Origin of the sequence: Variovorax sp. KBW07, assembly GCF_003852515.1 — a bacterium.
Lineage (GTDB): Bacteria > Pseudomonadota > Gammaproteobacteria > Burkholderiales > Burkholderiaceae_C > Variovorax.
This window is the reverse complement of record NZ_QAJK01000123.1, coordinates 25337-44826: the sequence shown is the minus strand read 5'-3', so window position 1 is coordinate 44826 and position 19490 is coordinate 25337. Positions and strand designations below refer to the sequence as shown.

At 65.1% G+C, this 19490-nt stretch carries 18 protein-coding genes; all 18 read right to left on the bottom strand.

Going from position 1 to position 19490, the window contains the following annotated elements; all coding sequences use genetic code 11:
- Positions 1 to 8: 8 nt before the first annotated feature.
- Positions 9 to 3257, bottom strand: coding sequence for a carbamoyl-phosphate synthase large subunit (gene carB, locus DBV14_RS23275; protein WP_124462538.1), 3249 nt, complete (start codon positions 3255 to 3257; stop codon positions 9 to 11).
- Between the two features lie 8 nt (positions 3258 to 3265).
- On the bottom strand, positions 3266 to 3685 hold the full coding sequence (locus tag DBV14_RS23270) for a hypothetical protein (protein ID WP_124462537.1): 420 nt from the start codon (positions 3683 to 3685) through the stop codon (positions 3266 to 3268).
- A 2-nt stretch (positions 3686 to 3687) separates the two neighbouring features.
- The gene (carA, locus tag DBV14_RS23265) at positions 3688 to 4854 is read right to left on the bottom strand and encodes a glutamine-hydrolyzing carbamoyl-phosphate synthase small subunit (protein ID WP_124462536.1); all 1167 of its coding nucleotides are present in this window, start codon (positions 4852 to 4854) and stop codon (positions 3688 to 3690) included.
- A gap of 139 nt (positions 4855 to 4993) precedes the next feature.
- Positions 4994 to 5779 (bottom strand): RNA methyltransferase, encoded by a 786-nt coding sequence (locus DBV14_RS23260; protein WP_124462534.1) that lies wholly within the window; start codon positions 5777 to 5779, stop codon positions 4994 to 4996.
- Positions 5780 to 5786: 7 nt separating this feature from the next.
- Positions 5787 to 6509, bottom strand: coding sequence for a ribonuclease HII (rnhB, locus tag DBV14_RS23255; RefSeq protein WP_124462532.1), 723 nt, complete (start codon positions 6507 to 6509; stop codon positions 5787 to 5789).
- Positions 6481 to 7629, bottom strand: coding sequence for a lipid-A-disaccharide synthase (lpxB, locus tag DBV14_RS23250; protein ID WP_124462530.1), 1149 nt, complete (start codon positions 7627 to 7629; stop codon positions 6481 to 6483). Before lpxB ends, rnhB begins: the two co-directional genes overlap by 29 nt.
- A gap of 10 nt (positions 7630 to 7639) precedes the next feature.
- The gene (gene lpxA / locus DBV14_RS23245; protein ID WP_124462528.1) at positions 7640 to 8428 is read right to left on the bottom strand and encodes an acyl-ACP--UDP-N-acetylglucosamine O-acyltransferase; all 789 of its coding nucleotides are present in this window, start codon (positions 8426 to 8428) and stop codon (positions 7640 to 7642) included.
- A 30-nt stretch (positions 8429 to 8458) separates the two neighbouring features.
- A complete protein-coding gene (gene fabZ / locus DBV14_RS23240; RefSeq protein ID WP_124462526.1) occupies positions 8459 to 8908 on the bottom strand; it encodes a 3-hydroxyacyl-ACP dehydratase FabZ in 450 nt (149 codons plus the stop codon).
- Positions 8909 to 8931: 23 nt separating this feature from the next.
- Entirely contained in the window at positions 8932 to 9909 is a 978-nt protein-coding gene (gene lpxD, locus DBV14_RS23235; RefSeq protein WP_124462525.1) for a UDP-3-O-(3-hydroxymyristoyl)glucosamine N-acyltransferase, read from the bottom strand.
- A gap of 14 nt (positions 9910 to 9923) precedes the next feature.
- On the bottom strand, positions 9924 to 10469 hold the full coding sequence (locus DBV14_RS23230; RefSeq protein ID WP_124462523.1) for an OmpH family outer membrane protein: 546 nt from the start codon (positions 10467 to 10469) through the stop codon (positions 9924 to 9926).
- Positions 10470 to 12905, bottom strand: coding sequence for an outer membrane protein assembly factor BamA (gene bamA / locus DBV14_RS23225; RefSeq protein ID WP_124462521.1), 2436 nt, complete (start codon positions 12903 to 12905; stop codon positions 10470 to 10472).
- A 38-nt stretch (positions 12906 to 12943) separates the two neighbouring features.
- Complete coding sequence (rseP, locus tag DBV14_RS23220) at positions 12944 to 14317, bottom strand: RIP metalloprotease RseP (RefSeq protein ID WP_124462519.1); 1374 nt, start codon at positions 14315 to 14317, stop codon at positions 12944 to 12946.
- A 28-nt stretch (positions 14318 to 14345) separates the two neighbouring features.
- A complete protein-coding gene (ispC, locus tag DBV14_RS23215; RefSeq protein WP_124462517.1) occupies positions 14346 to 15533 on the bottom strand; it encodes a 1-deoxy-D-xylulose-5-phosphate reductoisomerase in 1188 nt (395 codons plus the stop codon).
- Positions 15530 to 16375: a phosphatidate cytidylyltransferase gene (locus DBV14_RS23210; RefSeq protein WP_124462515.1), complete on the bottom strand. Its 846-nt coding sequence runs from the start codon at positions 16373 to 16375 to the stop codon at positions 15530 to 15532. Before DBV14_RS23210 ends, ispC begins: the two co-directional genes overlap by 4 nt.
- Before the next feature lie 21 nt (positions 16376 to 16396).
- Positions 16397 to 17116: a polyprenyl diphosphate synthase gene (gene uppS / locus DBV14_RS23205; protein ID WP_124462513.1), complete on the bottom strand. Its 720-nt coding sequence runs from the start codon at positions 17114 to 17116 to the stop codon at positions 16397 to 16399.
- An 8-nt stretch (positions 17117 to 17124) separates the two neighbouring features.
- Positions 17125 to 17685: a ribosome recycling factor gene (gene frr, locus DBV14_RS23200; protein WP_124462512.1), complete on the bottom strand. Its 561-nt coding sequence runs from the start codon at positions 17683 to 17685 to the stop codon at positions 17125 to 17127.
- An 11-nt stretch (positions 17686 to 17696) separates the two neighbouring features.
- Complete coding sequence (gene pyrH, locus DBV14_RS23195) at positions 17697 to 18419, bottom strand: UMP kinase (RefSeq protein ID WP_124462510.1); 723 nt, start codon at positions 18417 to 18419, stop codon at positions 17697 to 17699.
- A 96-nt stretch (positions 18420 to 18515) separates the two neighbouring features.
- On the bottom strand, positions 18516 to 19439 hold the full coding sequence (gene tsf, locus DBV14_RS23190; protein WP_124462508.1) for a translation elongation factor Ts: 924 nt from the start codon (positions 19437 to 19439) through the stop codon (positions 18516 to 18518).
- Positions 19440 to 19490 lie beyond the last annotated feature (51 nt).

Below are 19490 nucleotides of genomic sequence, written 5' to 3'. Positions count from 1 at the left end.
GACGGCGCTCAGGCTGCGGCCAGCTGCGCGTGCATCTCCTGCACCGAGATCACGCCCAGCTCGTCCATGAAGCCCATGCCCTCGACCGCGGCTTCGGCGCCGAAGATCGTGGTGAAGGTGGTCACGCGGGCCAGCAGCGCCGAGGTGCGGATCTGCCGCGAATCGGTGATGGCGTTGCGGCGCTCTTCCACCGTGTTGATGACCAAGGCAATCTCGTTGTTCTTGATCATGTCCACGATGTGCGGGCGGCCTTCGGTCACCTTGTTGACCGTCGCGCACTCGATGCCCGCTGCGCTGATCGCGGCGGCGGTGCCCTTGGTCGCGGTCAGCACGAAGCCCAGCTTCACCAGGCCGCGCGCCACTTCCACGGCACGCGCCTTGTCGTTGTTCTTCACCGAGATGAAGACCTTGCCCGATTTCGGCAGCAGCGTGCCTGCGCCCAATTGCGACTTCACGAAGGCTTCGCCGAAGGTCTTGCCCACGCCCATCACTTCGCCGGTCGACTTCATCTCGGGGCCGAGGATGGTGTCCACGCCCGGGAACTTGACGAACGGGAACACGGCCTCCTTCACGCTGAAGTACGGCGGCGTGACTTCCTTGGTGATGCCCTGCGACGCCAGCGACTGGCCCGCCATGCAGCGTGCCGCCACCTTGGCGAGCTGGATGCCGGTGGCCTTGCTCACGTAAGGCACGGTGCGCGATGCACGCGGGTTCACTTCGAGCACGTAGATGACGTCCTTGCCATCTTTTTGCTGGATCGCGAACTGCACGTTCATCAGGCCGACCACGTTCAGCGCCTTGGCCATGGCGGCGCTCTGGCGCTTCAGTTCGGCGATGGTGTCGGCGTTCAGGCTGTAAGGCGGCAGCGAGCAGGCAGAGTCGCCCGAGTGCACGCCGGCCTGTTCGATGTGTTCCATCACGCCGCCGATCAGCGTGCCGCCTTCGGCGTCGCGGATGCAGTCGACGTCGCATTCCACCGCGTCGTTCAGGAAGCGGTCGAGCAGCACCGGCGAGTCGTTGCTCACCTTGACCGCTTCGCGCATGTAGCGCTCCAGGTCGCGCTGTTCGTGCACGATTTCCATCGCGCGGCCGCCGAGCACGTAGCTCGGGCGAACCACCAGCGGATAGCCCAGTGCCGCGGCCTTTTCGAGCGCCTCGGGTTCGGTGCGCGCGGTGGCATTCGGCGGCTGGCGCAGGCCCAGCTCGTGCAGCAGCTTCTGGAAGCGCTCGCGGTCTTCGGCCGCGTCGATCATGTCGGGCGAGGTACCGATGATCGGCACGCCGTTGGCTTCGAGGTCGAGCGCGAGCTTCAAGGGCGTCTGGCCGCCGTACTGCACGATCACGCCGAGCGGCTTTTCCTTGTCGACGATCTCGAGCACGTCTTCGAGCGTCAGCGGCTCGAAGTACAGGCGGTCGGAGGTGTCGTAGTCGGTCGACACGGTCTCGGGGTTGCAGTTGACCATGATGGTCTCGTAGCCGTCTTCGCGCATGGCGAGCGCGGCGTGCACGCAGCAGTAGTCGAACTCGATGCCCTGGCCGATGCGGTTCGGCCCGCCACCGAGCACCATGATCTTCTTCTTGTCCGTCGGGTCGGCTTCGCACTCGTCTTCATAGGTCGAGTACATGTAGGCCGTGTTGGTCGCGAACTCGGCCGCGCAGGTGTCGACGCGCTTGTAGACCGGGCGCACGCCCAGGGCGCGGCGCTTCTCGCGGATCGCGGTGTCGGTGGTCTTCAGCTGGCGCGCGAGGCGGCGGTCGGAAAAGCCCTTCTTCTTCAGCGCGAGCAACGTGTCCTTGTCGATGTCGCCCAGCGACTTGGTTTCCAGCTCGAGCTCGATCTTCACGATCTCTTCGATCTGCACCAGGAACCACGGGTCGATCTTGGTCAGCGCGAACACTTCGTCGACGCTCAGGCCCATGGCGAAGGCATCGCCCACGTACCAGATGCGCTCGGGGCCGGGCTCGCCCAGTTCCTTTTCGAGCACTTCGCGGTCTTGCGTCTTTTCGTTCAGGCCGTCGACGCCCACTTCAAGGCCGCGCAGGGCCTTCTGGAACGACTCCTGGAAGGTGCGGCCCATGGCCATCACTTCACCCACCGACTTCATCTGTGTCGTCAGGCGCGAGTCGGCCTGCGGGAATTTCTCGAACGCGAAACGCGGGATCTTGGTGACCACGTAGTCGATCGATGGTTCGAACGACGCGGGCGTGGCGCCACCGGTGATTTCGTTGCGCAGCTCGTCGAGCGTGTAGCCCACGGCCAGCTTGGCCGCAACCCTCGCGATCGGGAAGCCCGTGGCCTTGGAGGCCAGCGCCGACGAACGCGACACGCGCGGATTCATCTCGATGACGACCATGCGGCCGTCCTTCGGGTTGATGGAGAACTGCACGTTCGAGCCACCGGTGTCCACGCCGATCTCGCGCAGCACGGCCAGCGAGGCATTGCGCAGGATCTGGTATTCCTTGTCGGAGAGCGTTTGCGCGGGTGCCACGGTGATCGAGTCGCCGGTGTGCACGCCCATCGGGTCGAGGTTTTCGATCGAGCAGACGATGATGCAGTTGTCCGCCTTGTCGCGCACGACTTCCATCTCGTACTCTTTCCAGCCGAGCAGCGATTCTTCGATCAGCAGCTCGTTGGTGGGCGAGGCCTCGATGCCGCGCTTGCAGATGGTCTCGAATTCGTCGGGGTTGTAGGCGATGCCGCCGCCCGTGCCGCCGAGCGTGAAGCTGGGGCGGATCACGGTCGGGAAGCCGAGCGTCTTCTGCACGGCCCAGGCTTCGTCCATGGTGTGGGCGATGCCCGAGCGGGCCGAGCCAAGGCCGATCTTGGTCATCGCGTCCTTGAACTTCAGGCGGTCTTCGGCCTTGTCGATGGCTTCGGGCGTGGCGCCGATCAGCTCGACCGGCTTGTTGGTGGCCGCACCCGTGTACTTGTCGAGCACGCCGTTGCGCCAGAGGTCCAGCGCGCAGTTCAGCGCGGTCTGGCCGCCCATGGTCGGCAGGATCGCATCGGGACGTTCCTTGGCGATGATCTTCTCGACCGTCTGCCAGGTGATGGGCTCGATGTAGGTCACGTCGGCCGTGGCCGGGTCGGTCATGATCGTCGCGGGGTTGCTGTTGATCAGGATGACCTTGTAGCCCTCTTCGCGCAGCGCCTTGCAGGCCTGCACGCCGGAGTAGTCGAACTCGCAGGCCTGGCCGATGATGATCGGGCCGGCGCCGATGATGAGGATGGATTTGAGGTCTGAGCGCTTGGGCATTTTTAGTCTTACCAAAATCTGGCGGCGCGCCAGTCGGACGCGGGCAGCCAGGTTGTCATCTGTGAATCGTTCGCACCGACGCTTCCTTGCAGGACATGCGCCAGGACGCTCGGCTCGATCTCGTCGAAGCGGACAGCTTGCGCTCCGATTGCCGCGCCGATGCGGTTGTTGTGCCGGTCCATCCGGTTCGCGTCCTTGTCACCGGACTCCATGACGCGTGTCGTCCAATAGACGGCGACCGGGCTCAGCGTGTAGGCGACCACGGCACTGGCCAGCGTGTGACGGTACGCGTCCAGGGGACCATTCTTGCCGCCCGGCAACTCCGACTGCACGACATGCGCTCCCGTGTACCCGAGCACGAAGGCCGGATACGACGCGATCAGCACAAGACATGCAAGCGTTGCGAGCTGTCGGCGGCGGATGGACACGTTCAGCCCTTCTTGGCCATCAAGGCAATGAAGCGATCGAACAGGTAACCGATGTCATGCGGACCCGGCGAGGCTTCAGGGTGGCCCTGGAAGCAGAACGCGGGCTTGTCGGTGCGCGCCAGCCCTTGCAGTGTGTTGTCGAACAGGCTGATGTGGGTGGGGCGCAGGTTGGCCGGCAGGGACTTCTCGTCGACCGCGAAGCCATGGTTCTGGCTGGTGATGCTCACGCGGCCGTTGTCGAGGTCCTTCACCGGGTGGTTCGCGCCATGGTGGCCGAACTTCATCTTGAAGGTTTTCGCGCCCGAGGCCAGCGCCATGATCTGGTGGCCAAGGCAGATGCCGAAGGTGGGAATGCCGGTTTCGATCAGTTCCTTGACGGCGCTGATGGCGTAGTCGCACGGCTCCGGGTCACCGGGGCCGTTGGCCAGGAAGATGCCGTCGGGCCTGAGCTTGAGCACGTCGGCCGCGGGCGTTTGCGCCGGCACCACGGTGATGCGCGCGCCGCGCTGCGCGATCATGCGCAGGATGTTCTTCTTGACGCCGTAGTCGAACGCGACAACGTGGAACTTGGGCGTGATCTGCACGCCGTAGCCCGCGCCGAGCTTCCACTCGGTTTCGGTCCATTCGTAGGTTTCGGTGACCGACACCACCTTGGCGAGGTCGAGGCCGGCCATGCTGGGCGCGGCCTTGGCGGCGGCAATGGCCTTGTCGATCAGCGCCTGGGTGATGGCTTCGCCTTCGGCCAGGCCCAGGATGCAGCCGTTCTGCGCGCCGTGGGTTCGCAGGTGGCGCGTGAGCTTGCGGGTGTCGATGTTGGCGATGGCCACCGTCTTGCCGGCCACGAGGTATTCGCTCAGCGTGGCGGTCTTGCGGAAGTTGGAGGCGACGAGGGGCAGGTCCTTGATGATCAGGCCCGCGGCATGGATCTTGTCGGCTTCGATGTCTTCCCCGTTGACGCCGTAGTTGCCGATGTGCGGATACGTCAGGGTGACGATCTGCTGGCAGTAGCTCGGGTCGGTGAGGATTTCCTGGTAACCGGTCATGGCGGTGTTGAACACCACTTCACCGGTCGTGGAGCCGGCGGCTCCGATCGAATTGCCTTGAAAGACCGTGCCGTCTGCGAGCGCCAGGATGGCGGGCGGGAAACTTCCCTTGAGAGACAAAAGCACTGGGTTCTCCGGATGGTTACGGTCGCCCGGAGCCCCAGGCGCGTTGCCTGCGGACTGCTGCTTAAGGGGATTTTGGCGTTAAAGGCGGCCGGGCGACGCTATTGCGAGTAAGCCCCCGATTGTAGCTCGGACTGCGGCCCTATTCGGACTGAAGGGCTGCGCCGCTCGCATGCAGGCAGATGGCAGCCGCGGCAGCCACGTTGAGCGACTCCTCGCCGCCGGGCTGGGCAATGCGGATCTGGTGCGTAGCGCGGGCTTCCAGGGCCGGCGAAACGCCCTGCCCTTCGTGCCCCATGAGCCAGGCACAGGGGTAGGGCAAACGCGCCTTGTGCAGCCATTCGCCGTGGTGCGAGCTGGTCGCAACGAGTGGCACCTTCAGGCCGTCAAGCAGGTCAGCCTCCACACCTTCGATGAGCCGCAGGCCGAAATGAGCGCCCATGCCGGCGCGCAGCACCTTCGGCGCCCACAGCGCGGCCGTGCCCTTGAGCGCGATCACCTGGGTGAAACCGAAAGCAGCGGCGCTGCGCAGGATGGAGCCAGCATTGCCGGCGTCCTGCAGGCGGTCGAGCACCACGCTGGGCGCGTCGGGCAACAGTTCGGGGCGAACGGGCACGTCGAGCACGAAACCCATCGGCGCGGGCGATTCCAGCCCGCTCACGCCACGCAGCAGATCGTCGCTGACTACTACGGTTTTGATAGCACTGTTCGTCCATTCGACGTGTGCATTCGGCCAGAAAGATTCGGAAAACACCGCAATGGCCGGCTTCACGCCGCGCGCCAATGCAGCCCGGCACAGGTGGTCTCCCTCGAGCCAAATGCGGCCCAGCTTGCGGTACGCGCCAGGGTCCTGGGCCAGCTTGCGCAAGTCCTTGAGCAGCGGGTTGTCGCGCGAGCTGATGTGGCTGGCGCCGGCTTCGGATGTCATTCGGGGTTCAGGGTGCGGCGCGCAGGTCGAGGCGCACTGGCTCGGAGGCACCGACGACCATGGCGACAGACGCGCTCCCCACGGGCACCACCACGCTCGCAGCCGCGGCGGTACGGGCCAGCGCCGCGGCCACCGGACTGAACGACTTGCGGTGGTGCACGCAGGCCCCGTGGCGCCGCAGCGCCTCCAGGTGCTCGGGCGTGCCGTAGCCCTTGTGGCCGGCAAAGCCGTAATGCGGGAATTCGGTGTGCAGTTGCTCGCACAGGCGGTCGCGATGCACCTTCGCCAGGATCGACGCGGCGGAGATCGCCTTGACCAGCGAGTCGCCCTTGACGATGGCCTCCGCCAGCACGTCGAGCGTGGGCAGGCGATTGCCGTCGACCAGCACCTTGGCCGGCTTCAGGCGCAGCCCTTCGACCGCGCGGCGCATCGCGAGCATGGTGGCCTGCAGGATGTTGTGGGTGTCGATTTCCTCGACCGTGGCGTGAGCAATCGAGCAGCACAGTGCCTTGGCCAGAATCTGGTCGTGCAGGCGCTCGCGCTGCTTGGCCGTGAGAGTCTTGGAGTCGGCGAGGCCGCGAATCGGCCGCAGGTCGTCGAGGATCACGGCCGCGGCCACCACCGGGCCGGCCAGGGGGCCGCGCCCCGCTTCGTCGACGCCCGCAAGCAGGCCTGGCGCATCCCACACCAGCGGGGCCTGCTCAGCCTTCAAGAACTTTCTGGATCGCATCGGCGCAAAGTGTCGGCGTATCGCGCTGCAATTGCACGTGCAGCTCGGAAAATCTTTGTTGCAGCGCCTGCGTCTTTTCGGGCGCGTCGAGCCAGTCGAGCGTGGCCTGGGCCAGTGCTTCGGGCGAGGCGGCTTCCTGCAGCAATTCGGGCACCACGAACTCGCGGCACAAGATGTTGGGCAGGCCGACCCAGGGCTGCAACTGCTTGCGCTGCATAAGCCGCCACGAGAGCGCGTTCATGTTGTAGGCAATGACCATCGGCCGCTTGAACAACGCGGCTTCGAGCGTGGCCGTGCCGCTGGCGATCAGCGTGACATCGCAGGCGGCCAGCGCGGCATGCGACTGGCCGTCGAGCAGCTTCACGCGGCCGGTCATGCCGCTGGCCTGCAGCATCGCTTCGACCTCCGCGCGCAGTCCCGGCAGGATGGGCGCGACAAACTGGAGCGCGGGCCGCGCCTTCTGCATCAGCGCCGCGGCAGCGAAGAAACGGGCCGCCAGGTAGCGCACCTCGGAACGGCGGCTGCCGGGTAGCAGCGCGACGACCTGTGCATCGGGCGCCAGGCCCAGCGCGGCGCGCGCGCCGGCGCGGTCGGGCGTCATCGGAATCACATTGGCCAGCGGATGGCCCACATAGCTGGCCGCCACGCCCTGCTCTTCCAGCAGCGCGGGCTCGAACGGAAAGATGCACAGCACATGGTCGGCCGCGGCCCGGATCTTCTCGATGCGGTCAGCGCGCCAGGCCCAGATCGACGGGCAGACGAAATGCACGGTCTTCATGCCGCGGCTGCGCAATCCGGCTTCGAGGTCGAGATTGAAATCGGGGGCATCGACGCCAATGAACAGCTCGGGCCACTCGCGCAGCAGACGGGCCTTGAGCTGGCGTCGGATGCCGGCGATTTCGGCGTAGTGGCGCAGCACCTCGATGTAGCCGCGCACGGCGAGTTTTTCCTGCGGCCACCAGCTCTGGAAACCATGGGCCAGCATGCGCGGACCGCCGATGCCTGCCGTCTGCAGTGCAGGCCAGCGGGCATGAAGGCCGTCGAGCAGCAGCCCCGCGAGCAGGTCGCCGGAGGCTTCGCCAGCGACCAGCGCGAAGCGTCGCTGTGCGTCCGTCTGCATCGCGGTCACATCAACGCGCAATACCGCGCGTCGAGCTGGCGATGAAAGACTCCATCAGCGCGACATCTTCGGCAGCTTCCGGCATTTCGGTCGCCAACGCCGCGATACCGGCACGCGCCTCTTCAAGCGTCTTGCCCTGGCGATACAGCAGGCGATGCATCTGCTTCACGGCAGCCAGGCGCTGCGCCGAAAAATCCCGCCGGCGCAGGCCCACGATGTTGAAGCCGCGAACCGCCAGCGGATTGCCATCGACCAGCATGAACGGCGGTACGTCTTGCGACACCGCACTGGCGAAGCCGACCATGGCGTGAGCGCCAACCGAGACGAACTGGTGAATGCCCGTCAACCCGCCGATGGTGACCCAGTCGGCCAGGTGCACATGGCCAGCCAGCGTGGTCTGGTTGGCCAGCGTGGTGTGGTTGTCGACACGGCAGTCGTGCGCGATGTGGGTGTAGGCCATGATCCAGTTGTCGTGGCCCACGCGCGTCACGCCGCCCGCACCCGGCACGCCGAGGTTGAAGGTGCAGAACTCGCGAATGAGGTTGCGGTCGCCGATGACCAACTCGGTCGGCTCACCCGCGTACTTCTTGTCCTGCGGCACGGCGCCGAGCGACGAGAACTGGAAGATTCGGTTGTCGCGCCCGATGGTGGTACGGCCCTCGATCACGCAGTGCGCGCCGATGGTGGTGCCCGCGCCGATCCGCACATGCGGACCGATCACGGTATAGGGCCCGACCGACACCGAGGCGTCGAGTTCTGCCTTGGGGTCGACGATTGCTGTCGAATGAACCTGGGTCATGCCTTGTAAATGACTGCTTCTGCGGCCGGATCAGCTGATCTGGCGCATGGCGCACATCAGCGTGGCTTCGCAGGCGAGTTCAGTGCCGACGCGGGCGCGGCCCTTGAACTTCGAGATGCCTGCTTTCATGCGTTCGATCTCGACCTCGAGCGTGAGTTGGTCGCCCGGCTCCACGGGGCGCTTGAAGCGCGCGCCGTCGATCGCCGCGAAGTAGTAGACGGTGTTGTCGTCCGGCACGATGTCGAGCGAATAAAACGACAGCAGCGCCGCCGCCTGGGCCATGGCTTCGAGCATCAGCACGCCCGGCATGACCGGACGGTGCGGAAAGTGGCCGTTGAAGAAAGGCTCGTTCATCGTCACGTTCTTCAGTGCCGTGATGCGCTTGCCCTTTTCCATGTCGAGCACCCGGTCCACCAGAAGGAACGGGTAGCGATGCGGCAGCAACTTGAGAATTTGATGGATATCGAGCGTCGTCGTCATGATGTTCTGTTCCTGCATCGTCGTCATTTTTTCGAGGGAGCTTTCTCCAGCGCCTTCAGTCGTTCGCGCAGGCTGTGCAACTGCTTGAGGGTTGCCGCATTCTTTTCCCAGCTCGCATTGTCATCGATGGGAAACATGCCGGTGTACTGCCCGGCCTTGTGAATCGAACGGGTTACCGTGGTGGCGGCAGACACGTGCACGCCGTCGGCTACGGTCAAATGCCCCAGCACGATGGCGCCGCCGCCGAAGGTGCAGTTGGCACCGATGGTGGCGCTACCGGCCACGCCGACGCAGCCGGCCATGGCGGTGTTCTTGCCGACGCGCACGTTGTGGCCGATCTGGATCAGGTTGTCGAGCTTCACGCCGTCTTCGATCACGGTGTCGTCGAGCGCGCCGCGGTCGATGCAGGTGTTGGCGCCGATTTCGACGTCGTTGCCGATGCGCACCGCACCCAGTTGCTCGATCTTGACCCATTGCCCCTGGTGCAGCGCCAGGCCGAAGCCGTCGGCCCCGATGACCACGCCCGGATGCAACAGGCAGCGCTCACCGATGACGCAGTCTTCGCTGACCGTCACGCGTGACTTCAGCACGGTGCCCGCGCCGATGCGAGCGCCCCGCTCCACCACGCACAACGCGCCGATGCGCGCCGTGGCGTCGACTTGCGCTTCGGCATGAATGACGGCGCTGGGATGGATGCGATCGGCGTCCGGACGCGCGTGGTGCGCCTTCCAGAGCTGCGTCAGGCGCGCAAAGTAGAAGTAAGGATCGGGCGTGAGAATGAACGCCCCGCGCGCCGCGGCCGCCTCGCGCATGGCAGGCGACACGATCACGCAGGCCGCCTTCGAGGCAGCCAGTTCCTGTTGGTACTTGGGGTGGCTCAGGAAGCTGAGCGCATCGGGCTGTGCATTCTGGAGCGGCGAAAGCCGCTCGATGGACAGCGTGGCGTCTCCATGAAGCTCGCCCCCAAGGGCGTCAACGATGGCTCCGAGCTGCAGCGACACGCCGGTTCGCGGCGTTACTTGCCGGCCGCAGGCGCAGAAGATCCGGCCGACGCGTTCAACGCCTTGATCACCTTGTCGGTGATGTCGTGCTTCGGATTGATGTAGATCGCTTCCTGCAGGATGGCGTCGTACTTTTCAGTCTCGGCCACCTGCTTCACCACGCGGTTGGCGCGCTCGTAGACCTGCTGGAGTTCTTCGTTCTTGCGCGCATTCAGGTCTTCCTGGAATTCGCGGCGCTTACGCTGGAAATCGCGGTCCTGGTCGACGAGCGCACGCTGGCGCGAAACACGCTGGCTTTCAGACAGGGTCGGCGCCTCGCGCTCGAATTTTTCCGAGGCGGCTTTGAGCGCATCGCCCTGCCCGGTCAGGTCTTTTTCGCGCTTGAGGAATTCGGCTTCGAGCTTCGCCTGGGCAGCCTTGGCAGGCTGCGCCTCGCGCAGCACGCGGTCCGGGTTCACGAAACCGATGCGAAAGGTCTCCTGCGCCTGTGCGGGCACAGCAGCGAGCAGGAAAACAGGGACCAGGAACGCGCCTGCTGCGGCGCGAATCATTTGCTTCATTTAGAAAGACGTTCCGATCTGGAATTGGAGGCGCTGAATTCTATCCTTCGGGATCAGGATGAAGCCCGTGGCAGGATCCGTCACTTCCTTCTGTGACATGACAGGGAAGGCATAAGCCAGGCGCAGCGGACCGAGCGGCGAGATCCAGCTGATCCCGAGGCCGACCGAAGCACGCAGCTTTTTCTGGGCCTTCCATTGAGCATCCGTAAGGCCTGGCGCACGCGACCCGAACACGTTGCCGATGTCGAAGAAGCTGTACAGGCGCAGCGTACGGTCGTTGCCGGCACCCGGGAACGGCGTGCTGAGTTCGGCGTTGAAGATCGCCTTCTTGGTGCCGCCGAGTGCGGCGCCTTCGGTCTGGCCGTAGAGCGGGATGTCGCGCGGGCCCAGCGAGTTCTGTTCGAAGCCGCGGATCGAGCCCAAGCCACCGGCGTAGAAGTTCTTGAAGATCGGGAAGACCTTGTTGCCGAACGCCTTCGCATAGCCGACTTCGCCGTTGATCGCGAAGGTGTACTGCTTGTTGATGGCGAAGAACTGCTGGTACTGGTAGTTCGTCTTCAGGTATTTCATGTCGCCGGCCACGCCAACCTCGAGGTTGGCACGCTGCAGGCGTCCGGTCGTCGGGATGAGCGCGCTGTCGCGGCTGTCACGGCCCCAGCCGATGGTCAGCGGAACACCCCACACGCTCTTCTCGTCGCAACCCGTCACGAAGAAACCGCTCGCGTCCTTCGTGCACTTGAAGTAGCTGAGATAGGACGGCGGCGTGTACAGCCCCGAGAAAGACGTCGTCTTGTTCGGATCGAACGCATAGCGCTCGAGGCCGACACCGAAGAAGACCGTGTCGACTTCGCTGAACGGCACGCCGAAACGGATGGACGCGCCCTGGTTGACCAGTTTGTAGTCACCGTCGATGGTGCTCGAGTACGGCCGGGTCGTCGTGTGATAGACGCTGATCGTGCGCGAGATGCCGTCCTTGGTGAAATACGGGTCGGTGGTGGTCAGCGACAGCGTACGGTTGTACTTGCTGGTGTTGACCTGCACGCCCAGGAAATTGCCCGAGCCGAACACGTTTTCCTGCGAGATGCCGAAGGTCAACGCGACCTTTTCAGCGCTCGAGTAGCCGGCGCCGAGCTGCAGGCTGCCGGTGGGCTTTTCAGCCACGTTGACGGTCAGATCCACCTGGTCGGGCGAGCCGGGCACTTCTTGCGTTTCGACGTTCACTTCGGTGAAGAAGCCAAGGCGGTCCACGCGATCGCGCGACAGCTTGATCTTGTCGCCGTCGTACCAGGAGGCCTCGAACTGGCGGAACTCGCGGCGAATCACTTCGTCGCGCGTCTTGTTGTTGCCGCCGACGGCCACACGCCGCACATAGACGCGGCGCGCAGGCTCGGCCTGCAGCGTGAGCGTGACGCGGTTGTTGACGCGGTCGATCTCGGGACGCGCCTGCACGCGAGCAAACGCGTAGCCGAAGGTGCCGAAATAGTCGTTGAAGGCCTTGGTGGTCTCGGTGACCTGCTCGCCGTTGTAGGGCTCGCCCGGCTTGATGGTGATCAGCGACTTGAATTCGTCGTCGCGGCCGAGGTAGTTGCCGTCGAGCTTGACGCCCGCGACCACGAACTTCTCGCCTTCGGTGATGTTGACGGTAACCGTCAGGTCCTTGCGGTCCGGCGAAATGGCGACTTGCGTCGAATCGATGCGGAACTCGAGGTAGCCGCGCGTGATGTAGTACGAGCGCAGCGTTTCGAGGTCGGCGTTGAGCTTGGCGCGCGAATACTGGTTGGACTTGGTGTACCAGCTCAGGTAGCCGCCGCTGTCCTGGTCGAACAGGCTCAGCAGCGTCGATTCGCTGAAGGCCTTGTTGCCGACCACGTGGACTTCACGGATGCGGGCCGACTCGCCTTCGGTGACCGTGAAGGTCAGGTTGACGCGGTTGCGCTCGATGGGCGTGACGGTGGTCACGACCTGCGCGTTGTAGAGGCTGCGGCTCACGTACTGGCGCTTGAGCTCCTGCTCGGCGCGGTCGGCCAGGGCCTTGTCGTAGGGGCGGCCATCGGCCAGGCCCACTTCGCGCAGCGCCTTTTGCAGCGCTGCCTTGTCGAATTCCTTGGCGCCGACGAAATCGACGTCGGCAATGGTGGGCCGCTCTTCGACGATCACCACCAGCACGTTGCCGTTCACGTCGATGCGAACGTCCTTGAACAACCCCAGGTCGAACAGCGCGCGAATGGCGGCGGAACCGCGCTCGTCGCTGTAGGTATCGCCCACGCGCAAAGGCAGCGATGCGAAGATCGTGCCGGCCTCGACGCGTTGCAAGCCTTCGACGCGAATGTCGCGCACCGTGAAAGGCTCGACGGCCCAAGCTGCCGTGGCGGCCAGCGCGCTGGCAACCACCGCGGCAACGCTACGCAGGCGAAAGCGACTGAAGTTTTTGTTCATCTGTGAATTGAGCCGGCACGGAAAGGGCCGGCAGAAAGTTAACCAAAGAGCCGCGTGACGTCGTTGAAAAGTGCGACCGACATCATGACCAGCAGCAAAGCGACACCGCCGCGCTGAAGCCGTTCCATCCAAGCATCAGAGACGCTTTTGCCGGTCAGGCCCTCCCAAAGATAATACATCAGGTGCCCCCCATCGAGGACCGGCAGCGGCATGAGATTGAGCACCCCCAGGCTCACGCTGATGAGCGCGAGGAAGACGAGGTACTGGGTAAAACCGAGACTTGCGGACTTGCCGGCGTAGTCGGCAATGGTGAGCGGGCCACTGAGGTTCTTGAGCGAAGCCTCGCCGATGACCATCTTGCCCATCATGCGCACGGTGAGGGCGGACACCTCCCAGGTGCGCACCACGCCGCGCCAGATGCCGTCGACAGGACCCTGGCGCACCGTCACCATTTCAGGCGGAGCGCCGACGAAGGCGCCGACACGGGCGACCTTGGCACCGTTTTCTTCCCGCACTTCGGGTGTCACGTCGAGCGTGAGCGGCTGGCCGCCGCGCTCGATCTGCCAGGCTTGCGTGCGCGGCTGGCCGCCGTCGACCGAGGCGCGGATCACCTCGCGCAGCTGCTGGCCATCGATGATGGCGGTGCTTCCGATGCTGCGGACCAGGTCGCCATTGCGAAGGCCGGAGCGCTCGGCCGCGCTGCCCGCCATGACTTCCCCGATCTCGGGGCGGGTCAGCGGTGCAAGCACGCCGATCTTGCGGAACATCTGCGGATCGGCGTCGCGGGTTTCGATGCGACTCAGTGGAAGCAACACCTGGCGCGAAGGCCGGCCGCCCTCGCCTGCCACTTCGAGCGTCAGGTCGTGACCGTCGAGCGCGCCGCGCGTCATGCGCCAGCGCAGGTCTTCAAAAGATTGGACGGGCGACAGATCGCCATCGAAGCCCGCCTGCGTGATGTGCTCGCCACCACGCAAGCCCGCTGCTTCAGCCAGCGAGGCCGCCACCGGCCGCGCCAGCTTGGCGACCGGCTCCTGCACGCCGATCCAGTTGACCGCCGTGTAAAGCACGACGGCGAGCAACAGGTTGGCAATCGGGCCCGCGGCGACGATGGCCGCGCGCGAACGCAGCGGCTGGGTATTGAAGGCGCGATGGCGCTCTTCAGGCGCGACCGGCCCCTCGCGCTCGTCGAGCATCTTGACGTAGCCGCCCAGCGGGAATGCGCCAATGACGAACTCGGTAGATTGCCCCGGATGCTGGCGCTTGGGCTGCCAGCGGAACAGCGCCTTGCCGAAGCCGACCGAAAAACGCTCGACCTTGACGCCGCAGGCCACCGCGACGCGGTAGTGGCCGTATTCGTGCACGGCGATCAAGACACCGAGCGCGACCACAAAGGCTATGACAGTGAGCATCAGGAACCTTCGAGAGCTGGTAAGGGGTCAGTCAGGCTGCGAAACGCAGTGCCGCGGCATTGGCCGCCGCGCGTGCGCTGGCATCGAGCGCCAGCAGGTCGGCCAGCGATGCCGGCTTGGAGGGGGCGACCCGCTCCAAAGTTTCCATGTTGACCGCATGAATGCGATCGAAACGCAGGCGCCGGTCCAGGAAGGCCTCGACGGCGACCTCGTTGGCGGCGTTCAGCACGGCGGTGGTGCCGGGCGCTGCGCGCAGCGCGTGCCAGGCCAGGCTCAGCCCCGGAAAGAGCGCCGCGTCGGGTGCATTGAAGGTCAGGGATGCCATCTGGCGGAAATCAAGACGCGCAGCGCCGCTTTCGATGCGCTCCGGCCAGGCCAGGCCCACCGCGATCGGCACCCGCATGTCGGGCGTACCGAGCTGCGCCATGACCGATGCATCGGTGAACTGCACCATCGAATGCACCACGCTCTGCGGATGAATGACCACCTCGATCTGCTCGGGCAAGACGCCGAACAGGTGGCGCGCCTCGATCACCTCGAGCGCCTTGTTCATCATCGTGGCCGAGTCGACCGAGATCTTGCGGCCCATGACCCAGTTCGGATGCGCGCAAGCCTGCTCGGGCGTGACCGCCCCCAGGGTTTCGGGCGCACGCGTGAGAAACGGGCCGCCCGAGGCGGTCAGGATGATCTTGTCGATGCGCCGCGACCACGTGGACGGGTCTTCGGGCAGCGACTGGAAAATGGCCGAATGCTCGCTGTCGATGGGCAGCAGCGTGGCGCCGCCCTCGCGCACCGTTCGCATGAACAGCTCGCCGCCGACAACCAGGGCCTCCTTGTTGGCCAGCAGCAGGCGCTTGCCGGCGCGGGCGGCGGCCAGGCAAGGGCCAAGGCCCGCGGCACCGACGATGGCTGCCATGACCGCATCGACCTCTTCGTGGGAAGCTATCTTTTCAATAGCATCATCGCCGGTCAGGACGTGCGTCTTCAAGCCGCATTGCTTGATTTTTTCCGCCAGCAACGCCGCATGCGGCGCGCTGGCCATCACGGCGAAGCGCGGCGAGAACTGGGCGCACTGTGCAAGCAGCTCGTCCACCTTGGTGGCGGCCGACAGCGCAAAGACCTCGAAGCGCTCGGGGTGGCGGGCAATGACGTCGAGCGTGCTGACACCGACCGAACCGGTCGAGCCGAGCACCGTCACGCGTTGTTTGGGAGTGTTCACAGGAAGGCCAGCATCATGGCAATGGGAAGTGCCGGCAAGAGGGCATCCACGCGGTCGAGCACGCCGCCGTGGCCCGGTAGCAGCCGGCTGCTGTCCTTGGCACCGGCGCTGCGCTTGATCAGGGATTCGACGAGATCGCCCACGACGCTCATCGCAGCGAGAAAGATGGCGCCCAGCAGCAACAGCCACCAGCCGCGCTCGTACAGGCGCGTGTAGAGGCTGGCGACGGTTGCGCCCAGTGCCTTGTCGGCCCAGACCCAGGCGAACGCCAGCACCACCACGCCGATCATTCCGCCCCAGACACCTTCCCAGCTCTTGCCCGGGCTGATCGCCGGCGCCAGCTTGCCGCGGGTGAACTTGAGGCCGAAAGCACGGCCGGCGAAATAGGCGAACACGTCGGCCACCCACACCAGCACCAGGATCGACAGCAGGAAATTGATGCCCACAACGCGCGCCTGCACCGCGGCAAGCCACGCGACCCACAGCGCCAGCAGTCCACCGACCAGCCGCAGCCCGCGCGGAATGCGGGGCCAGCCCGGCACCGCAACGCGCAACAGCGCCGCACCGCCCAGCACCCAGGCCGCGGCGGCGAGGGTCCACATCAAGACCAGCGGCTGCTCCAGCAGGCCCAGCCACCACGACAGCCCACACAGCAGCACCGTCTCGGCACCCAGGAACAGCGACATCTTCTGGCCGTAGCCGTTCAAACGGCCCCACTCCCACGCCGCCGCGCCGATCAGCACGAGCATCACGCACGCGAAGGGGATGTAGTTGCGATAGAACAGCGCTGGCAGCAGGATCGCGAGCAGCACGATCGCCGTGAGGATGCGTTGTTTGAGCATGCGGGAGGTGTTGGGGTCTCTTCAGGCAGTGGCCGTCGAGACCTGTGCCGAGGTTTGGCCGAAGCGGCGCTCGCGGCCCTGGAACGCGCCGATGGCCTCGTCCAGCGCGGCCTCGTCGAATTCGGGCCACAGCTTGTCGCTGAAGAACAGCTCGGCATAGGCACTTTGCCAGAGCAGGAAATTGGACAACCGCTGCTCGCCACCCGTGCGGATGAAAAGGTCGGGGTCTGGCACATGGGCCAGCGCCATCGCGCGGTCGAGGCTGGCTTCGGTGATGGCATCGCCCTGCGCCGCCAGCTTGGCGGCAGCCTGCGCGATGTCCCACCGGCCGCCGTAGTTGAAGCAGACGTTGAGCACCATGCGCGTGTTGTGCGCGGTGGCAGCCTCGGCATCGACCAGGCCTTTCACCATCTTGGGCGAGAGGCCGGCACGCTCGCCGACGAAATGCAGCCGCACGCCGTCGCTGCTGAGCCGGGGCACCTCGCGGCCGAGCGCGCCGACCATGAGTTCCATCAGGCCCGACACCTCTTCGACCGGACGATTCCAGTTCTCGGACGAGAAGGCGAACACCGTGAGCACGCCCACGCCGCGGTCGGCGCAAGCCTTGACGCAGCGCCGCAGCGATTCAACGCCCTGCTTGTGCCCCGCCACGCGAGGCAAGAACCGCCGCGTCGCCCAACGGCCGTTGCCGTCCATGACGATGGCAACGTGGTGGGGAATGCGCGGCGATGACGAGGCCATGGCAGGCCTCAAACGGCCATGATCTCCGCTTCCTTGGCCGCGACCAGCCGGTCGATTTCGGCGATGTGGCGGTCGGTGACCTTCTGGATCTCGGCTTCGGCGCGCTTCTGGTCGTCTTCGGAAGCGAGCTTGTCCTTGACCAGCTTCTTGACCGACTCGTTCGCATCGCGGCGCAGGTTGCGCGTGGCGATCTTGGCGGTTTCGCCTTCGTTGCGGACCAGCTTGGTCATTTCCTTGCGGCGCTCTTCGCTCATGGCGGGCAGCGGCACGCGGATCAGGTCGCCCATCGATGCGGGGTTCAGGCCCAGGTCGCTTTCGCGGATGGCCTTCTCGATCTTGGCGCCCATGCCCTTTTCCCAAGGCTGGACGCTGATGGTGCGCGAGTCGAGCACCGACACGTTCGCCACCTGGCTCAGCGGCACTTGCGAGCCGTAGTAGTCGACGTGGATCGAGTCGAGCAGGGCCGAATTGGCACGGCCCGTACGGATCTTGGTGAGGTTGTTCTGGAATGCGGCGAGCGATTGGTTCATCTTCGCGTCGGTCGCACTGCGGATGTCTGCAATGGTCATCTCAAATACTCCTAGGCATGCACCAGCGTGCCTTCGTCCTCGCCCATCACGACGCGCTTGAACGCGCCGTTCTTGAGAATCGAGAACACCTTGATCGGCAGCTTCTGGTCGCGGCACAGCGCAAAGGCCGTGGCGTCCATGATGCCGAGATTTTGCGCGATCGCCTCGTCGAAAGTCAGCGAGACGTAGCGCGTTGCATTGGGGTTGGTCTTGGGATCGGCGGAATAGACGCCATCGACCTTGGTCGCCTTGAGCACCAGCTCGGCGCCGATTTCGGCACCGCGCAACGCAGCGGCCGTGTCGGTGGTGAAGAACGGGTTGCCGGTGCCGGCAGCGAACACCACGACCTTGCCCTCTTCGAGGTACTGCAGGGCCTTGGGGCGCACATAGGGCTCGACCACCTGCTCGATGGCAATGGCGGACATCACGCGGGCCACCAGGCCCTGCTTGTCCATGGCGTCGGCAAGCGCCAGCGCATTCATCACGGTGGCCAGCATGCCCATGTAGTCGGCCGTGGCACGGTCCATGCCGACGGAGCCTCCCGCGACGCCGCGGAAGATGTTGCCGCCGCCGATGACCACGGCCACCTCGACGCCCATGTTCACGACCTCGGCGATCTCCTCGACCATGCGGACGATGGTGGCGCGGTTGATGCCGAAGGCGTCGTCGCCCATCAATGCCTCTCCCGACAGCTTCAACAAGATTCGCTTGTGGGCTGGGCGGGGATCAGACATGGGCAATTTCCTTGAGTTGGCGGGGGCGAGTGTAAAACGTAGCGGTGAAAAAGCGGCGGCACGCGTTCGCGCACCGCCGCTTTGGTGGCTGCTGGTTCAGGCAGCAGCCTTGGCGGCAGCAACTTGCGCAGCCACTTCGGCAGCGAAGTCGTCGACCTTCTTTTCGATGCCTTCGCCGACCACGTACAGGGTGAAACCCTTGATCGAGGTGTCGGCGGCCTTGAGCATCTGCTCGACGGTCTGCTTGTCGTTCTTCACGAACGGCTGGTTGTGCAGCGAGACTTCCTTGAGGTACTTCTGCACGCCGCCTTCGATGCGCTTGGCAACGATGTCGTCGGGCTGGGGCTTCTTGCCTTCGGCTTCTGCAACCTTGCGGTCTTCGGCAGCCTTGCCGGCAGCCACGGCGCGCTCTTTTTCGATCAGCTCGACAGGCACGTCCGATGCCTGGATGGCGACCGGCTTCATGGCGGCGATGTGCATCGCGACGTCCTTGGCCGACGTGTCGTCGCCTTCGAACTCGACCATCACGCCGATGCGCGTGCCGTGCAGGTACGAAGCCAGCTTGCCGTTGCCCGTGAAGTGCTTGAAGCGGCGGAAGCTCATGTTCTCGCCGATCTTGCCGATCAGGCCCTTGCGCACGTCTTCGAGCGTGGGGCCGAAGCCGTCCTGCTCGTAAGCCAGCGCGCCCAGGGCGGCGATGTCAGCGGGGTTGTTCTTGGCGACCAGCATGGCGGCAGCGTTGGCCAGGGCCAGGAAGCTGTCGTTCTTGGTGACGAAGTCGGTTTCGCAGTTGATTTCGATCATGCCGCCGACAGCGCCGTCGACATACGCCGTGACCACGCCTTCAGCGGTGATGCGGCCCGATGCCTTGCCAGCCTTGTTGCCGAGCTTGATGCGCAGCAGCTCTTCGGCCTTTTCCATGTTGCCGTCGGCCTCGGTCAGGGCCTTCTTGCATTCCATCATCGGCGCGTCGGTCTTTGCGCGCAGTTCGCCGACCATGCTTGCGGTGATTGCAGCCATTGTTGTATCTCCGTAAATCCAAAAATCAGGTTAAAAAAAAGGGGCACCAAA

Bases quoted from the DNA above. Each gene is read 5' to 3' on its own strand.
- carB (WP_124462538.1), bottom strand. From the start codon at position 3,257: ATGCCCAAGCGCTCAGACCTCAAATCCATCCTCATCATCGGCGCCGGC.
- DBV14_RS23260 (WP_124462534.1), bottom strand. From the start codon at position 5,779: ATGACATCCGAAGCCGGCGCCAGCCACATCAGCTCGCGCGACAACCCG.
- rnhB (WP_124462532.1), bottom strand. From the start codon at position 6,509: ATGCGATCCAGAAAGTTCTTGAAGGCTGAGCAGGCCCCGCTGGTGTGG.
- lpxB (WP_124462530.1), bottom strand. From the start codon at position 7,629: ATGCAGACGGACGCACAGCGACGCTTCGCGCTGGTCGCTGGCGAAGCC.
- lpxA (WP_124462528.1), bottom strand. From the start codon at position 8,428: ATGACCCAGGTTCATTCGACAGCAATCGTCGACCCCAAGGCAGAACTC.
- fabZ (WP_124462526.1), bottom strand. From the start codon at position 8,908: ATGACGACGACGCTCGATATCCATCAAATTCTCAAGTTGCTGCCGCAT.
- DBV14_RS23230 (WP_124462523.1), bottom strand. From the start codon at position 10,469: ATGAAGCAAATGATTCGCGCCGCAGCAGGCGCGTTCCTGGTCCCTGTT.
- bamA (WP_124462521.1), bottom strand. From the start codon at position 12,905: ATGAACAAAAACTTCAGTCGCTTTCGCCTGCGTAGCGTTGCCGCGGTG.
- DBV14_RS23210 (WP_124462515.1), bottom strand. From the start codon at position 16,375: ATGCTCAAACAACGCATCCTCACGGCGATCGTGCTGCTCGCGATCCTG.
- uppS (WP_124462513.1), bottom strand. From the start codon at position 17,116: ATGGCCTCGTCATCGCCGCGCATTCCCCACCACGTTGCCATCGTCATG.
- frr (WP_124462512.1), bottom strand. From the start codon at position 17,685: ATGACCATTGCAGACATCCGCAGTGCGACCGACGCGAAGATGAACCAA.
- pyrH (WP_124462510.1), bottom strand. From the start codon at position 18,419: ATGTCTGATCCCCGCCCAGCCCACAAGCGAATCTTGTTGAAGCTGTCG.
- tsf (WP_124462508.1), bottom strand. From the start codon at position 19,439: ATGGCTGCAATCACCGCAAGCATGGTCGGCGAACTGCGCGCAAAGACC.